At 35.5% G+C, this 17332-nt stretch carries 16 protein-coding genes; 6 read left to right on the top strand and 10 right to left on the bottom strand.

The features are described 5' to 3' along the window. Positions 1-198: 198 nt before the first annotated feature. Positions 199-612 (top strand): hypothetical protein, encoded by a 414-nt coding sequence (locus IL356_RS15265; protein WP_121848386.1) that lies wholly within the window; start codon positions 199-201, stop codon positions 610-612. An 84-nt stretch (positions 613-696) separates the two neighbouring features. On the opposite strand, the gene IL356_RS15260 is transcribed toward IL356_RS15265, so the two are convergent. The 9 genes from IL356_RS15260 to IL356_RS15220 all read right to left on the bottom strand — a co-directional run bounded on the left by IL356_RS15260 (position 697) and on the right by IL356_RS15220 (position 8603). Then, positions 697-1464, bottom strand: a complete 768-nt coding sequence (locus IL356_RS15260) for an SDR family NAD(P)-dependent oxidoreductase (protein ID WP_121848385.1) — start codon at positions 1462-1464, stop codon at positions 697-699. 87 nt (positions 1465-1551) lie between these two features. Next, positions 1552-2481: a helix-turn-helix domain-containing protein gene (locus IL356_RS15255; RefSeq protein ID WP_121850663.1), complete on the bottom strand. Its 930-nt coding sequence runs from the start codon at positions 2479-2481 to the stop codon at positions 1552-1554. A gap of 85 nt (positions 2482-2566) precedes the next feature. After that, entirely contained in the window at positions 2567-4303 is a 1737-nt protein-coding gene (locus IL356_RS15250) for a glycoside hydrolase family 13 protein (protein WP_240467934.1), read from the bottom strand. 701 nt (positions 4304-5004) lie between these two features. Then, positions 5005-5217, bottom strand: a complete 213-nt coding sequence (locus tag IL356_RS15245; protein WP_121848384.1) for a hypothetical protein — start codon at positions 5215-5217, stop codon at positions 5005-5007. Between the two features lie 7 nt (positions 5218-5224). Then, positions 5225-5491 (bottom strand): hypothetical protein, encoded by a 267-nt coding sequence (locus IL356_RS15240; RefSeq protein WP_121848383.1) that lies wholly within the window; start codon positions 5489-5491, stop codon positions 5225-5227. Between the two features lie 9 nt (positions 5492-5500). Then, positions 5501-5881 carry a hypothetical protein gene (locus IL356_RS15235; protein ID WP_162987848.1) on the bottom strand — a complete coding sequence of 127 codons (381 nt, stop codon included), beginning with the start codon at positions 5879-5881 and terminating at the stop codon, positions 5501-5503. 111 nt (positions 5882-5992) lie between these two features. Further along, a complete protein-coding gene (locus tag IL356_RS15230; protein ID WP_121848381.1) occupies positions 5993-6712 on the bottom strand; it encodes a LytR/AlgR family response regulator transcription factor in 720 nt (239 codons plus the stop codon). 5 nt (positions 6713-6717) lie between these two features. Beyond that, the gene (locus IL356_RS15225) at positions 6718-7467 is read right to left on the bottom strand and encodes a sensor histidine kinase (protein ID WP_162987847.1); all 750 of its coding nucleotides are present in this window, start codon (positions 7465-7467) and stop codon (positions 6718-6720) included. A gap of 272 nt (positions 7468-7739) precedes the next feature. After that, positions 7740-8603 (bottom strand): DUF6268 family outer membrane beta-barrel protein, encoded by an 864-nt coding sequence (locus IL356_RS15220; protein WP_162987846.1) that lies wholly within the window; start codon positions 8601-8603, stop codon positions 7740-7742. A gap of 774 nt (positions 8604-9377) precedes the next feature. On the opposite strand from IL356_RS15220, the gene IL356_RS15215 reads away from it, so the two are divergent. The 5 genes from IL356_RS15215 (at position 9378) to IL356_RS20255 (ending at position 13889) form a co-directional block, all read left to right on the top strand. Next, complete coding sequence (locus IL356_RS15215; RefSeq protein WP_121848378.1) at positions 9378-9803, top strand: DUF1801 domain-containing protein; 426 nt, start codon at positions 9378-9380, stop codon at positions 9801-9803. A 307-nt stretch (positions 9804-10110) separates the two neighbouring features. Continuing rightward, positions 10111-10287: a hypothetical protein gene (locus IL356_RS15210; RefSeq protein ID WP_162987845.1), complete on the top strand. Its 177-nt coding sequence runs from the start codon at positions 10111-10113 to the stop codon at positions 10285-10287. Positions 10288-10704: 417 nt separating this feature from the next. Continuing rightward, positions 10705-11430, top strand: coding sequence for a DUF6090 family protein (locus IL356_RS15205; RefSeq protein ID WP_121848376.1), 726 nt, complete (start codon positions 10705-10707; stop codon positions 11428-11430). Between the two features lie 135 nt (positions 11431-11565). Then, positions 11566-12132, top strand: coding sequence for a hypothetical protein (locus IL356_RS15200; protein WP_225621511.1), 567 nt, complete (start codon positions 11566-11568; stop codon positions 12130-12132). A 239-nt stretch (positions 12133-12371) separates the two neighbouring features. After that, positions 12372-13889, top strand: coding sequence for a TlpA family protein disulfide reductase (locus IL356_RS20255; RefSeq protein WP_317125499.1), 1518 nt, complete (start codon positions 12372-12374; stop codon positions 13887-13889). Positions 13890-14157: 268 nt separating this feature from the next. Here IL356_RS20255 and IL356_RS15190 read toward each other — a convergent pair whose 3' ends face one another. Beyond that, positions 14158-17331, bottom strand: a complete 3174-nt coding sequence (locus IL356_RS15190) for an ABC transporter permease/M1 family aminopeptidase (protein ID WP_121848373.1) — start codon at positions 17329-17331, stop codon at positions 14158-14160. Position 17332 lies beyond the last annotated feature (1 nt).

Genomic DNA, 17332 nt, shown 5'->3' with positions numbered 1-17332 from the left:
TGATTAAAATTCTTTCACCGCTTACAGTAAATCCGATTTTCGCGAAATCGCTGAAACAACTAAAAAGTGCTGGAACTTGAACCGTAAAATGGATTTAAGTGGCAAGAACTCTTCACTAATTTACTCTACCCTTCATCTAAAAATATCCCTTTTACGTAAATTCATATAACACTTTAATCGGCACAAACCTATCTAGCAATGATCCATATAAAAGAATTTAATAAACTGATCATAGTTTCTTGCCTTATTATTTTAGGATGCAAAGAATCAAAAAAAGAAAACTCAGGCGAAGATATGCTATGTTTTCGAAATGAATATGCCTATAACGATTCGTCAGGACTCAAAGATGTAGAAGAATTAAACCTTACAATTATGGACGGAAAGGTGAACGGATCTTACAATTGGTTGCCCGCTGAAAAAGACCAAAGAAAGGGAGATTTGACCGGAAAACTTACTGGAGATATGATTAAGGTCACCTATACTTTTTCACAAGAGGGAACGGAGTCGACAACAGAACTAACAATCGAACTTGAGGATGATAAAGCAATAGTAACAGGTGGAAAAGAAGAATTGGGGTTAAATAGAACTCTAACACAGGTAAACTGTGAATAGAAAAATATACATCAAGTTTTTCAAAATCAAATGAAATAGAGCCGCTGTTAGCGGCTCTATACATTGTTCGAATAGGGTCTTGTTCTAGATGTAAAAACCGCCTGCAACCTCAATTCGTTGGGCGTTGACCCATTTGGAATCTTCGCCGCAAAGAAAGGCAACTACACCGCCAATGTCATCAGGTAATCCTACTCGCCCGAGAGCGGTATTACCGGCAATCATATCGTTCATTTCTTGATTGTCACGTACAGCACCTCCACCAAAATCGGTTTCGATAGCTCCAGGAGCAACCGTATTCACTCGAATTTTTCTACTGCCCAATTCCTGCGCCTGATAGCGACTTAAGCTTTCAATACCCGCTTTCATGATGGCATACGCCGAATAATTATTGAAACTGAATCGAGCCAACCCTGAAGAAATATTTACTACACTACCACAATCTGAAATTATTGGCAGTAGTTTCTGGGTAAGAAAAAAGGCCGCCTTTAAATGAATATTGACCATTTCATCAAATTGTGCTTCGGTAGTGCTTTCATAAGATGCATGAATACCAGTTCCGGCATTATTGACTAAAGAGTGAATACTATTGATCTCAAAAACACTTGAGAGACTATTCTTGACCTCAGCAACAAACTGATCGTAGGTGTTGGCTTTTGCCACATCAAGTTGAAGGGCCACGGCCTTTCTTCCTTTCGTTTGTATTTCTTCAACGACTTCGTTCGCCATTGACTCATTGCTATGGTATGTAAGGATGATATCAAAATTCTTCTCCGCAAGTTCCAATGCCATTGCCTTTCCCAAGCCACGACTACCGCCAGTGACCAAGGCTACTTTGTTTAAATTACTTTTCATTGTGTGTGAGTTTAAATGAACGACAAAGTTCTGCCTAATTTCACCCACCTAGATTGCAAAAAACAATCCGTTATTTACAAAATTCAATCAATTACGAAATTTTAACGGAGACAATTGGGTATGCTTCTTGAAGAAGTTCGAAAAATGTGCCAATTCATCAAAACCTAGGGCAAATGCTATTTCAGAAACGTTCCACTGGGTTTGCCTCAATAGCACCTTTGCTTCCTCCACTAACCTACTGTTGATAATTTGAGAAGTACTTCTACCTGTAGATTGTTTTAAAACTTTATTTAAGTGGTTAATATGAATACCCAACTGCTCGGCAAAATCATTGGGTGTTCTTAATTGTATCCTTTGCACGTCATCTTCTATGGGAAATTGTCTTTCTAAAAGTTCGATGAACAACGATACTATTCGGCTTGCCGCATTATGCTCGTTTACCGTATTTTCCATCGGCTTTAGTTTTTGCCCCTGATGGATGAGCTCAAAAACATAGTTGCGCAGTAAATCGTATTTATAGGTATAATCAGATGAAAGTTCGGCATCCATCTTTAAAAATATACTTTCAATCTCAGAGAATTGCTCATCATTCAGTTGAAAGACAAAATCGCTGTTCGGTTGATAGATAGGAAGGTCATCTAGAATAAGGCCTGTCATCGATTTGGAAACGAACTCCTTGGTGAAAACACAAAAATAGCCTGCTTGATTCGTGTCTTGGGGAAGGTATCGGTAAGGTATTTTTGGTGTGGCGAAGAGTATACCCTGCTTTTCAATCAGAACCGACCTATCTGCATATTCTACCAGATTTTTACCTTTTATCAGACTAATTTTATAATAACGTCTTCGGTTATAGGTCATTTCTGGCTTTTTACTGCTACAGTTATAGAACTTTTCAATATTGAAAATATTAAAATGACCTATATCACTTGATTGCTCACTGTCTAAAAACTCGTTTAACTGACAGACCGTATCACCGCAAATCTCTTTATAAAACTCTCGTATGCTTATAGTATCCATTCTTGCAATATTCAAACAATGCAAAGTAACGGCATTTAAGCCAAACATCTACCCAAGATTGGTCTGCCTTAGAAATTAAAAGCACTTATAACATTTTTAAAATAGTGGCTTGGTATGGTTGAAGGGTTGTTGACCCAGAGACAATGTTGATATCATCGTAATTATTAATTACACAATTTTTCGAAGATAAACCGGTCAGTTCATCCAGTTCTATCAACACTTCACCTTCAGAGAAATTGAGTAAAATCAACATTTTTGTATCATTCATTTGCCGGGTAAAAGCGTAGACTTGTTCGTGATTCGGCAGCAACAGGTCGTACTTTCCGTATACAAGCACCAGGTTTGTTTTTCTTACCCTTGTCATTTTCCTAAAATGGTTAAGAACCGACTTTGGGTCTTTCTTTTGAAGAGCTACGTTAATGTTCAAATAGTTCGGATTCACTTTTTTCCAGGGAGTTCCAAAGGTGAATCCGGCATGATCCGATGAATCCCATTGCATCGGGGTGCGGCCGTTTTCTCGAGAATTGTAGTTGAGCGTATTCATAAACTCATTCATATCCGCATTGGCCTTTAATGCCGCTTGGTACCGACCGTGTGCCTCAATATCGTCATAATCGCTAATATGGGGCATATCAATATTGGTCATGCCTAACTCATCACCATAATAGAGATAGGGCGTACCGCGCATACTCATCAGAAAAGTATTTAAAAGTTGTGTAGAAACCGTTCTAAATCTTTCAGATGGGTTACCGAACCGATCTACGAGCCGGGCATTGTCGTGATTGGCCAGAAATATGGCCAACCAGCCTTCTTCGGTAAAAGATTGATCCCACTTTGTAAAAGCCTGCTTAAAGTCGAAAAGCGAATATCGAGCAAGTGTTGATGAGAGATTGATGGTTTCAAAATGATAGGCCATTTGCAGTTCATTGCGGCTTTCGTCTACCAGATTATGGGCGTCTTCAAAACTATTTCCGGTTCCTTCGGCTACCGCAAAAACATCATATTTACTGAGCACCTCATTATACATTTCGTTGAGATAACCGTGCAACTGCGGACGCATACCGTACCATTTAACGTATTCTTTTTCGTGCCCTTCCGGAAAATTAGGCCAGGTAATGTCTTTGCTCACGAATTGAAAGGCATCTAAACGGTAACCATCTACACCCTTATTGGCCCAAAACTTCATAATATCAAAAATCTCTTTTCGAAGTTTCGGGTTTTCCCAATTTAAATCGGGCTGATGTTTGGTAAATGTATGTAGGTAATAGGCATTTACGGTATCTACATATTCCCAAGCCCCATTGGGGTCAAACAAACTATGCCTGTACGGGGGTTGTCCGTTTTCGGCCGGCCACCAGTGGTAATAATCGTAAAAAGGACTTTCTCTAGATTTCTTGGCCTCTTTAAACCAAGGGTGCTCTTCACTACTGTGGTTCACGACCAAATCCATCACAAATTTGATTCCCCTTTTGTGCATTCCTTTTATCATTTTTTCAAAATCTTGCATTTTTCCAAAACGAGGCAGAATCGCCCGATAATCACTGACATCGTAACCATTATCGATTAGTGGGGATTCATAAAAGGGGTTCATCCAAACGATGGTAATACCAAGACTTTCTAAATAATCTAGCTTATCGATAACCCCATTAAGGTCACCAAAACCATCGCCATTTGAATCTTTAAAACTTTGAGGGTAAATCTGGTAGAGAATACCTTCCTTCCACCAACGAGAATTTTTGTTTCCGGAAGACATGACATAGCTATTCTCACCCTTTTTGGTGTAGCGATGGAATATATGCCGCAATGAACCTAATATGTTCACTATTGGGTAGTTTTTCTATGGATAAAGTTATGTTATACCGCAATTGAAAATGAGAACTTTTACACTATTCTTATCCCAAATGATTTAATCGTCAAATAACAAGTTACTTGTTAAATACTGCGCTAGAGAATTATTTATGTTAAAGTAAGAAAGCTTAAAAGCTAGGGCTTTGGTTTTGTGTTGTATTTAGAATTACTTAAGGATTGAGAAAACTTCTCATCAGCAGATAAATTCTCAGACTGATTAGCAAAGAGCATGTTAGAAGGTATGGGCTTGTAAAACAATCTTAGCGACAGAATTCAGCCAAGAATAATCCTTTTTGCTTTAAAAAATAGGATTCGAATTTTATCAACTAAGCTTCTTAGTTACTGAAATCTCTCACATAAAAACATTTCAATCTTATAGTCGAACAATAATAAATTCTGACCTTCGATAAATATCGTGCTCGTCTTTGGTGCATTTAACTCCATTTGCACAACGGTTCAACAATTGTTTCTCACCATACCCAATGGCACTTTCAATACGGTTAGCTTCAATACCTTGCAAACTAATATAGGCCGCTGTAGATTTTGCCCTCTAAATTAATTTTTCTAATAGGAGAAAGAAACTCATCTTAAAACTTAAATACTGTTTCTGAAGCCGTCTCAAAACTAATTCTTTCGAAAAAATTTATCGCTTAGCTATTTAGAACAGAAAGAATCTCAATCAACTAGATTATAGTTCACATCATTATCTAATAAAATCGTTTCTATTTGCTCATAACTCAAATCTGAATCATAAATTATCATAAGGGTAAAGTTCTGGGTTGAGTTAAAATCTAGCTTGCTTTTAAGACAAACCCTACTAATGTCGTACATCACCCAGAACATTTGATAAATGGAATTGGTATATAATTCAAACTTAAAAATTTCCATAATCTTTTTAATCTTCGAGTTCTTTACAATACAATCCAGTGGCTCTTACAGATAAGGTTATTTCTTCACGCATATCTTCTAGACTCTCGACCCTAAGAATGTTATCACAATCTTCAAAGTCAAAATCGATGCGCAGTATTTTTGAATAGCCTGACAATATTTTCCTTAGCCACATTTCATGAATTCGTCTAGCGTTAGTTTTGAAAACCAATACCATAATTTCTTTTTCTAACGTGGCTACAGATTTGTCGGTATTTGTTACTATATCGATCATTGGACCTCCCTATTGAATTTCAAAATATTCTCTAACTTCCTGCCGAATGTTTTCCTTATTCGTTGCATAAAGTTCAATCTGGTTTGGGTTCAGCACTGAAGTAATCTTGTTATCGGTATACTCTTGTACCACCTTCATTTCTTTTCGCATTTTTATCAGACTAGAATTTTCGAGAATACTCCTTCTATCCTGTGCCGCCTTTAGGTTAATAGCCATTATCTCGGCCTCCTGTGTCTCATTCAAATCGAGTTTATCTTTTTGAAGTGCTGTAATTTTCTGAGCCATTTCTTCGGGCGGAATGGCCTTTATTCTATCTATTTTTGACTGCCCCACAGCGATAATACCTATAAATAGAGCCACAACGATCAACAAGCTTTGTCTTGTTTGCATATACATGTTTTTTATGTTACAAGGCAAATGTAGAGTGCGAAATACAGGCTCTAAAAAAAACTCTACGTAGTATAAAAAGGCGTCTGCAAACCCTAATTCAGAAGGGACGAACTATGCTAAACCCAAGCGCTTATGAACCTCATCCTTAAATGTTTCACCAATGGGGATGAGCAAGTCGCCGTGTATAATAAGGCTGTTTTTTCTCAAAACAGAAAGAAAGGCCATATTTTCAACGTAAGATCTATGTACCCGCAAAAATCTTGAACGAGGAAGTTTTTCAAGAATATCTTTGAAATTTGATAATGTAAAAATTGCCTTTCCGGATGTACAGGTATAAATTTTGATATAGTCTTTCAACCCCTGAATATGGGTTATTTCATCAATATTTATTTTAATGTTCTGATGTTCTGACCTCACAAAAATAAAAGGTAATGACAAATCATCTGCTGTAGATATTTTATCATCAGAATTTTTGAGCAAGCATAATTCCCTGGCTTTGGTAACCGATGCTATAAAACGTTGTAAAGGAATAGGCTTGACCAAATAATCAATTGCGTTTAGGTTAAAGCCATCCAAAGCATACTGCGGATAGGCGGTAATAAAAATGAAAAGAGGCATGTTTGAAATCGTTTTCACCAATTCTATACCGGTCAATTGCGGCATTTCAATATCTAGAAATACGAGATCGATCTTTTGGTTTCCTAAAATATTAATAGCCTCCATAGGTTTCCTGCACACCGCTACCAGATTGAGATATTCTATTTGGTGCACATAACCGCTTATCAAATCTGCGGCCAAGGGTTCATCATCAACAATAATACAATTCATCATTCTGGCTATATCAAATTTAAATGTATGCCAATTTCAAAAATCTCATCCGTTGAACGGATTGTAATATCATGTTTATCAGGATATAGTAATTCAAAACGTTCCTTGGTATTTTTGAGTCCAATACCAGAATCCGCTGTTTCCTTAATCTCCCCTCCTATTTTGTTTCGACACTCAAAATAAATATTATTGCCTTTAATTTTAAACAGTATTTCAATTAGCACATCATTTACATTGTAGGTACCATACTTAAATGCATTCTCTACAATTGACACAAATAGCAATGGTCGGATCCTTTGACCCTCTAATTCCCCTATTACTTGCAGGCGTACTCCGGCATTATTGTACAATCGCATTTTTTGAAGGGCCACATAATTTTGCAGGTATTCAATTTCACTTTTTAAATATACAAACTCATCATCTGTTTGATATAGCATATAACGCATTAAATCAGACAACATAATTATTTGCATTGGTGCTTTTTTTGACTCTTTAACCACAAGGGAATATATATTATTTAAAGAGTTAAAAAGAAAGTGTGGGTTGATCTGATTTTTGAGGGCCTTGAGTTCGGTCATATTTCTTTCTTCTTGAATTTTTCTCTTTTTCAGTTCATTACGACGCCACTCTTCAAAGACACGTATAGTTGAACCAAGAAAAATATATAAGAGAATACTTACCGCGGTAAAGGCTTTAGCAACACCATTCATCAAAAATCCAGATTGAATATAAATATCAAGTGAAATATGAATCTGCATAGCTATGAAACAAAGTAAAAGTACTAACGTAACATACCAGATTCTTTTTTCTCTAAGTAAAAAATATGGTACCAGAATACTGTAATTGATATAGAACAAGCTAATATTAAAAAGTATTCTTGTAAAAAAATTATAAGGTACCTCGCTCGTATGAAGGTATATCTGAGATGAAATAATCAGCACGAAAAACAACCAGATTACCGTGTGAATCAAAATTTTAGACTGTAATTTTTTCTTCACCATACGAATATTTGAAGTAATCGGTACATTTCTTAATTAGACTCCGTTCTCGGCTTCGTACCTCTTGTTTTGTTTCTTAGAACATTCAGTTTCATGCCGGTTGTAAAATACAATCCTTTTGATACATCTTGCTTAAAAATATCATTTTCAAAGTTATCTTCTAACATGTAATCTCCCCAAAAGGCATATTCGGCTTTCAAAAAAAGATTCCAATATTTACCCAGTTGATTTTGATATTCTATACCCAAAAAACCGGTTCTAAATGATAACTTTTTTGCCGTTTCATTAAGGCCAACAACATCAACAACAATAGGCTTACTAAAGTTGGCATACAGGCCATTGATGCTTGCATTTAGACTTAACCTAGTATGAGGGCTAAAATGATAGCGCAAGAAAGCTTGGGGAAAGCCGAGATTGTATGACCAATGCCGACTACTCTGCTTAAAATAATTGATATAGGGAAAAAACATAGGCTTTCCTGCTAAGGTCGCGTAACCACCGCCAAAACTTAATACAGATAATTTTTCTTCTTTTTGTAAGCGTTTGATGAGCAATAATGTTCCATTTAAAAACAAGTCATCTGCTGTTAAGGCCGAAGAAAAATTGGATACCGCCATTAACCCGCCCCTTCCCAGTAATTTCCAGTTGTTTTCTAAAGGATGAATATAGGATAAGGCATAACTTAATGAATGTATATGCTCTAACTCACTTGCGGAATATTCCAGATTTGGATTATCGACTTTTATATTAGTAAAACTATAATTAAGGGAACTAATCAAGACACCTTTTTGAATTCTCATAGGAATACTACCCCCCATATCAGTACTCCGATATTCTATATTATCACTACCTAAGGGAGAGAAAGAAAAGGTCAGAAAACCTAAATCTTCATTCATCTGCGCTGACAGTTGAATAGAACTGATTATTAGAATAGCTATTGATAGAAAATTTTTCAAATTTAATTTTTGCACAAATCTAAATAGGCCCTTCTATTGCTATCAATTATTGTATACAAACCTTGAAATGTTGACCATGAATCTTCAATTTTCATGGATAAATTCTACTAAAAATTGAAGATTCATTATAAAATTTTAGGTAATAGTGTTCAGATTCAACAGAATATTAATTACCGCTATGATTACTAATCTTTTATGTTTTAAGTAACCGGAATATGTTAAGAAAGTTGGGGTGGTAGAAACCACGTTTGATTTAAAGATTTATCATCATTATCATGCCATTTACTTTTAAAAAATAAATGGCGAAAACAGTTTTTGAACTCACGGATAATACATCTTTAAATCTCAAACTTTTCAACTAGTGAAGCCCTAAGACTATCATCATATAACCCACTGAACTGAGAACAACATCAACAACCTTTTTTTGATGACCTTTAATTATCTTTATATTGAACGCTGTTTAAATAACACAAGGAAACTGTACTGAAAGATATTCTACAAAACTTGAGCATAGCCAACTAGTTTGGTGATATATGCACAATAAAGTTCAGCATATAATCAAGTTAGCGGTCATTGGAAAACAAGCCAGCCAAAGACATTGAAAATTCATAACAAAAAAATGAAATACAAGGATAATGCAACCGATTCAATAATAAAAACGACAAGTACGAGCTTATAATTAATAATTAAGATTTAGTTGCTAAAGAACAGCGTATGGGTATACAAGAACAAATTAAAAATTACATTGCTTCACAACCCGAACCAAAACGTTCGGACGTTGAAGTTTTGCATAATCAGATACTTCAAGTTCTACCAGATGCCAAACTTTGGTTTTTAGATGGCAAGGACGATAAAGGCAAAATAGTAACTAATCCTCAAATCGGCTATGGACTTCAAACAATAAAATATGCTAACGGAAAAACCAAAGAGTTTTTTCAAGTTGGAATTAGTGCAAACACAACGGGTATATCTGTTTATATAATGGGTATTGAAAACAAAAAGTATTTACCTGAAACCTATGGAAAAACAATAGGTAAGGCAAGTGTAACAGGCTATTGTATTAAGTTCAAAAAATTGAAAGACATAAATATTGCCACACTTGAAGAGGCAATACGGGACGGAGTAGAACAAACAACTTAATGAAAGAAAACAAAAAACAACGAACCGCCAACAATTTATATAAAAAATGGGCAAAATAGCAGTAAAATTAACGGTTTCAGCTTGTATCAAAATTTTGTGCTTATTCGAAAGTTTCGCGCTTCGAAATCGCCTACTTTTCGTGTACTAAACGTTAGCTACAATTGTCTTAAAGAGATACTTATAAGCAATATTCTAAAATAATATTTGTAACATTTAATACCACAAGAGCACTAATAAAATTGGTATCTGTTATGACATTATGTAATGAACAGAATAGACATCAAAAAATTTAAATAATAAAATCTTTATGAAAAAAAATAACAAACTAGCAATTGGAATTGCAATCGGAGTTGGAATTGGGACCGCTGTTGGAGTTGCAACAGATAATCTAGCATTATGGCTTAGTCTTGGCATAGCTATTGGAGTCGGAATAGGATCTACACTTGACAAAAAAAACACATCAGAAGAAAGTAATAAATTCTAATATCTTAAAAAGAACTGTAGTTAATCACATATTTCAAAAAATCGCTACATAGTGCTTAAACAAAGGTAGTTGCATTTTTGTTACGTCTGATTTTCCTGCGAAAAATTCTCACCCGCAGAAGCTCAACTTTCCATACACAAACACGTTAGTAATAATACCTGCGGCAAGTGTTTGCGCCACTTCGTGCCGACCGCGAACACTAAATGTTCCTAACGCCTTGCAGTACGACTACACATCCGCCAAAACTAAGGCACCAACCCCATTCATTATTTTCACTAAATTGCCTTTGCCACTATATCTAACATCGGATATGGCGAATATGGGTCTAATGGCTACCATTACTAATGGCAGCAAGCTGCGAATGCAACTCGACATATCCGCGTGGCTTTGTGCTTCAGTAAAATCCAAAATAAACCAATGGCAAAAATCTTTAGAAAAATAAGACATAATATGATAAGAGATAAAAAGGTCGTTAATTATGTTCTTTATGCCATCGGAGAAATTATTCTTGTAGTTATTGGAATTTTAATTGCGCTTAGTATAAATAACTCGAATGAGTTAAAAAAAACCAGAGATGCAGAAAAAGTTTATCTCAAAGAAATAAAGAGTGATTTAGTTCAAGATACATTATTGTTGTCTCAAGTAATTAAAGATCACAAGTGGCGCATAGCTCAATTAATGTCTCAAGACACAACTATTGACTTGATATTCGAGGAAATTATTGGTAAGCTACCTAAGGTGGAAGGAGTTTCAGAATTGGAATATATTTTCTTTACAGATAGAAAATTTCGACCAAAAATTGGAACTTATAATTCAATGATATCTGAAGGAAAGTCAAACATCATAAGAAATCGTGAGCTATTTAATAATATTCAAAATATCTATGAATTGGAAGCCCAAAATATCATTAGTATTGGAGAGGATGTGCTAGATCGTTCTAATGAATTGCGAAATAAATATGCGTATGAAATAAAATATGGTGACTTTGGTTCACCAATTATAATTACAGACAAACGAATATTAGCTGATATTTACATTTCTTCTAGACAACTTAATTATTATACAAGGCAATCAGTTTTATTAAAAAATAGTATAACGGAGTTAATCGCGCTAATAGATATTGAATACAAATCTTTGAAATAAAACAACTAAAAATAAATTCAAACTTAAAAGATTTACTGCTTGGCAGCCACTTTTAGTAGTTGTAACAAATTTGAATCTATAACGTCATATGTCCTAAAGAATAAAATGAAATATCGAATTCTAGTAGTACTTGCCATGGTATTACTAAGTTCCTCCTGTAACAACTCAACTAAATCCAGCACTACCAACCAACCGACTCTAACTGACTATCAGCTTGGCGAAAAATGGGTCTGGAAATATAAAGGTGTAACTACTGAAGGAGAGGTTCGCTCGGATGGAACAGATACAAGAGAAATTGTAAGTTTTAAACGAGCCCTAGGTATAACTATTGGTAAAGATACTATTCCTGTTACCGAAATCGTTAAACCAGAAGTAAGCGAAACACCCAAGTACGACTGGCCTCTCGAAGTTGGTAAAACATGGAAATTTGAAAACAGTTGGACGAGTCAAGATGGTACAACTGGAAACCAAAGTCAGGATGCCGAAGTTTTGTCCTACAAAGAAGAAACCGTAGAAGCCGGAACATTTATGGCCTACACTATAAAATACACGGGTAAAACAACCAATTCCCGAGGATATAGTGCGAATGAAACAGAAGTTTGGTTATATGCACCTGCTGTAAAAAACTTCATAAAACTCACTCAAAATCAAGGAGATTTTCACTACGTTGAGGAATTGATCGAATATTCAAAATCAAAATAAATAAACGAAAGAGCAACGACGTATATGACTAATTGTCTATGAAAGAACTCTCACAGAATTCTAGCGAATTCCGCCTAGTCCCTATTCCGTTTTTTTGATATCTTACCGAACGAATCACGCAACTAGCCACGCAGTACGACTGCACATCCGCCAAAACTAAGGCACCAACCCCATTCATTATTTTCACTAAATTGCCTTTGACACTGTACCTAACATAGGGTATGGCGAACATGCGTCTAATGGCTACCATTGCGGCAGCAAGTTGCCAACGCAACTCCCTATATCCGCGTGGCGTTTTATACAAGCCGATGAAAAACATTTTACTAATAATATCATTATTCTCTCTTTTTGGCTGTCAAGAAAAAAAGAAAGAAAATAGTTCTGAAGTTTCAATCATCAAAGAAAAGAAAATCGAAAAAAGGAACGAGGTTGTCATTAATGTGAATGACACTATAAATACACTTTTCACAAATCTTTTCGTGAATGAAATGCAGGACAAGCCTGACATGTTGTATCTCGGATTTAAAGAAAACAAAACATCAGTAACTATACCAACACAAAACACTATCAAAATAATTGGTGGCGATCCGTTCGTTGGATTTTTCTATGAGTTACAACTTGAAAAGGGAGATAGCCTCTTAATCGATATTGAAAAAATAGATGTTAATCAATCTAAACAGATTGAGTATCCTATATTTACACTATTGAATAGTTATAGAACTTGGGGTGAAATAAATTTCGGTTATCTTCTTTATATATATAATCTCAAAAGTAAGGCAATAGTAATCGATGAGAGCGAAATTCAAAATAACAAATACGATTCAGAAAAAATAAAGAGAAACTCAATTAAATTACTAGATAGTCTAAATGCCAGTAATAGCATTTCAGATAAATTCTATTCAACAGAAAAAATAAATCAAAAATTAAAGTTTGCTACTGCTACAATTAGAGAAGCTAAAAACCATAATATAGAGTTGGACATTCAAAGTTTAGGTGTAAATCTTCATGAAAAAGAATTACTTAACAATGAAGAATATATAGAATTTTTGAAGGCTTTGATTTTATACAAATATTTTAAAGAAGATAATCAAGTTCAGAATTCTGTACTATTTGACTTTGTTAATAAACAAGAGACATTTTTGAATAATTCCACAAAAGAGGTTTTATTGAACTCCTATCTTAAAAGTATATTTTTTGTTGAAAAACCAAAATTCGACCAATATCTAACAAAATTTTATACAGTTAACAAAAATGAAGAATTTAAAAATAAATGGATTTCTTTTATTGATAAGCAAAAGGAGAATTCAAAGAGACTAAATGCAACCGATAGAACTGTTGGAATATTAACTAACCTTGTTAATGACAGCGAGTTGACTTTCGAAGAAGTGCTTTCAAAATATAGAGGCAAATTAGTTTTAGTGGACTTTTGGGCAAGTTGGTGTGCTCCTTGCCGAAAGGAAATGCCATTTCTTAAAGACTTAAAACAAAAATTCAATGAAGACAAACTTAAAGTCATAGAAATTTCAATAGATAATGACTATTCATCTTGGGTTAGGGCTTCCAAATTAGAAAATCTGTCGAAAGAAGAAGAAAATCACATAATATCAAATTGGAAAGAATCCAATCTTTATAAAAATTATAACATCAAAACCATTCCGAGATATTTACTTTTTGGAAAGGATGGTAAAATAATAAATGACAATGCACCTAGACCAAGTGAAAAAGAACTTATTGAACTAATTACGGCCAGCATATAACAATGTATAACCGTTAGTCACAACGCCTGCGGCACGTGTTTGCGCCACTCCGACCCGACAGCAAACACTAAATATCCTTAACGCCACGCAGTACGACTGCACATCCGCCAAAACTACGGCTCCAACCCCATTTTATTTTCACTAAATTGCCTTTGCCACTGTATCTAACATCGGATATAGCGAATAGGCGTCGAATGGCTACCATTGCGGCAGCAAGCCGCGAATGCAACTCGCCATATCCGTGTGGCTTTAGGCATTCATCTTTTCGTCATATAGTCGTAAACAGCTTCACCATTTCAGATTTAGCATCTTGATTGGGTGCAACATTGTAAAATTCTTCCAACAAGTCTAAAGACGTGGGCTTTTGAGGGTATTTATTATGGAGTAAAAAGTTCTTAAGTGCTTCATTTACTTTTTCTTCACCTATCAATTCAGATAGTTTGACCATAGCAATGGCACCCTTTGAGTAGGCTATGTGTGTTGCACCATAAGGCACTTTGTACAACGGTGTATTACCGTAAAGCCCTTTTTCATTATCATAAATTTGTTGGTGAACCTGAACACGTTCCATCATACGCTCTTTACCATACAGTTTTTTGTAAATCATCATTTCGGTGTACATGGCTAAGGATTCCGTAAGCATGGAAGCGCCTTCTCTTTCATCTGGGTTTATTTGGCTGTTTCCCCACCAAATATGGGCCAGTTCATGACCTGCCAATTCATTGATCACATCTTTGGTTGGGTCACTCTCTATATTGGTATGGAAAATCATGTTCTCGGTCATAAAAATGGTGGCGGGATATGCTGTAGCCGCAAAGCCGCTTGTAAAAGAGGAGACCTCAACAAAGCTTATTTTTTCAAATGGGTACCCATTAAAATTATCTATGCAATAATCTAGACTCAACACCGCATTGTTTACTAATCTATCTACATTCTCGAGGTGCCTTTCATCATATAACACTTCAATAGCGATGCCCCTATGTGTTATAGATTTTTTTTGATACTTAGAAGATGCTACTGCAAACCTAAAGGGAAGTCCGTTCGTTTTGTACTGACTATACACCCTTCCGTTTTCTGTCCAAGACTTTTTTAGGTTTCCGATACCTATGGGCGTTTGACCAACCTCCGTAGACACAGTCATGTTTAGGTCAATAAAATCCTTGATGTAAACTTCAGGCATCTCCAATGATTTTAATGCGTTTGGCTCCCCTAATCCATAGTCTTCCCGTTTTTGTACATCTTCTAATTCGTTATCAGATTGATAGCCTAGGGCTGGGTAATAATTGCTAATTCTCATAAATGAGCCGTTATCCACTATGGCATTAAAAGATTCGTGGCCGTTAACAGCATACCATTTATAGGACAGTTTGAATTTTAACGTACACACTTCATTTGGGATCAATGGTGCATCCAGTTTAACCTCTGAGACAAACTCATCTATTGAAATTTCATCATCGTGTATTCTAAGTGTTGCGTCCTCTAATTTTAAGTCAGAGTGAAAATTGAATAGAATACTTCCAATGGATTCATCAGCTAAATTTTCCAGGGTATAGGTTCCTTCTATTTGATAGGCATTTTCAGAGGGATATAAGTCTATTTTAGTGCCTACTTCTGTAATGGTGGGTTGCGCTACATCTTGATAATGGCGGTAGTTTTTTTCATAACTAGCAGCTTCCAAGACCTTGGCATCTTCATTTTTGGGGATATACCCGTTTATAAATTTCGAACCACTAAAAAGAGCCAATCCCAGAAAAAGTACCACCAGACCCGATTTTAATTTTGTCCACGCTCTGGTGTTGAAATAGGAATGTAACATCCACAAAATACCTAATAGACCTGTTCCAAAACACAAACGGTACATAAAGGCTGGAAGGTAAACCCCATACCCATTTAGGTCACTATAAATTCCCCTAAATCCAGAAAAAACATGTAGTAAAGGATATGGTATCACCATTTTTATTAAGGGTGTGGTAAGAACGATTACCGACAAAATAGAAACACCAAGCGCCGCATATTTATTTTTTAAGAGGCTGTTGATAATCACTAAAAAAGCAGCCAATAAAATGAGAGGAAGCGTATTGAAAACCACGACGCCCCAATAAGCCCACCAATCGATATGAAAATAGCCATAACTTACTTGAAATACGAGAGCCAATAAGACAAGTAGTATCGTAAAGAACACAACTAATGCACTTACCGAAATTAGATGCCCTTTTAATTTTACCTTAGAAAAAAATGTGCTCTGCTCTATTAAATAAAAATTAGCAGCATAACTTCTCCAGTACAAATCATTAACAAAATAGACCAATATTAAAGCTGCCAACAAATGAAAGCTTTGGGAAATGGAAGTGGCCAAAAGCCCTGAACTAGCATAGTATTCAGGTAAACGAATGCCTTTATCGATTTCTGCAAACATTTCCATTCCTACAAAAAACACTAGCAAAATAGAAACTGCTACAATCGTTACACTTTTAAAGAGGTAAATTAAATCTACTTTAGCAAAGGACAGAACAGCTTTAACTTCTGATGCCTTCGCAAAATTGAACGTCGGTGTTTTAACATTCTGTATTATGTGACTCGTTGGATTAGGCTTCCTTAGTTTTTTTTGCTTTAATTCCTTTTTGCTTACTGTTTTAGTAAACGCATAATAGCGATTGGCCATCCACAAAAAGACCATTGATAACAATACATAAACGGTTCTGTTCAAAGCCAGAAATCCTAATAAGGGCGTGACGAACTCATTCTTCTCTATTACACTAAAATGTCTGGCCTCAAAAAAGTATGCAGATGTACCAAAGGGGTCTATAATCGATGATAATTGTTGCACCTCTATAGATTGTGGCATACTCCCGGCCATGAAAGGGGAATTAGAAAACACTAACAGCACCATATAAAGAACATAGAGCAATAACCCACCAATAACAACCAATAATTTTTTACGGGTGGTATAGGCAATCATGAACAGAAAACTACATACAAGAAGACAATTCACTACCCCAAAAATCAAGAACGGATACACGTATGACCAGAGGTTGAACCCTAATTGCATTTCATCGCCTGTTCGCAAATTTTGACCAACTACAAAGCCAACAATCAAAATGAAAAAGCTCAACAGTGTTTTGGTGGCAAAAAAGGAAAACTTGCCTAATAAATACTTTTTGAGGGAAACAGGGTAAGAGAATAGTATGATATCAAATTTTGAATCCCACTCTTTATACAGGATCTCTAGCGCAAACAAGATGGCTAAAAATATAATTGAAAGACTCAATAATGCTACCATAAACCCTATGGTATACGGCGAATTAAGATAAATTCCTTCGCCGGCGGTCAGGTTGAATTTGTAGCCTGCAAACAAGCCTATAAACAATAAAATAAGAGCTGTTAAGCCCAAAACCCAACGATTACTACTATGCCTTACTTGAAACTGAAATATAGCGTTCATA

The sequence above is a fragment of the Euzebyella marina genome, from assembly GCF_014855515.1.
GTDB classification, from domain to species: Bacteria; Bacteroidota; Bacteroidia; order Flavobacteriales; family Flavobacteriaceae; genus Euzebyella; species Euzebyella marina.
Note: the sequence above shows the minus strand (reverse complement) of the source record. Positions and strands in the feature narration are given on the sequence as shown.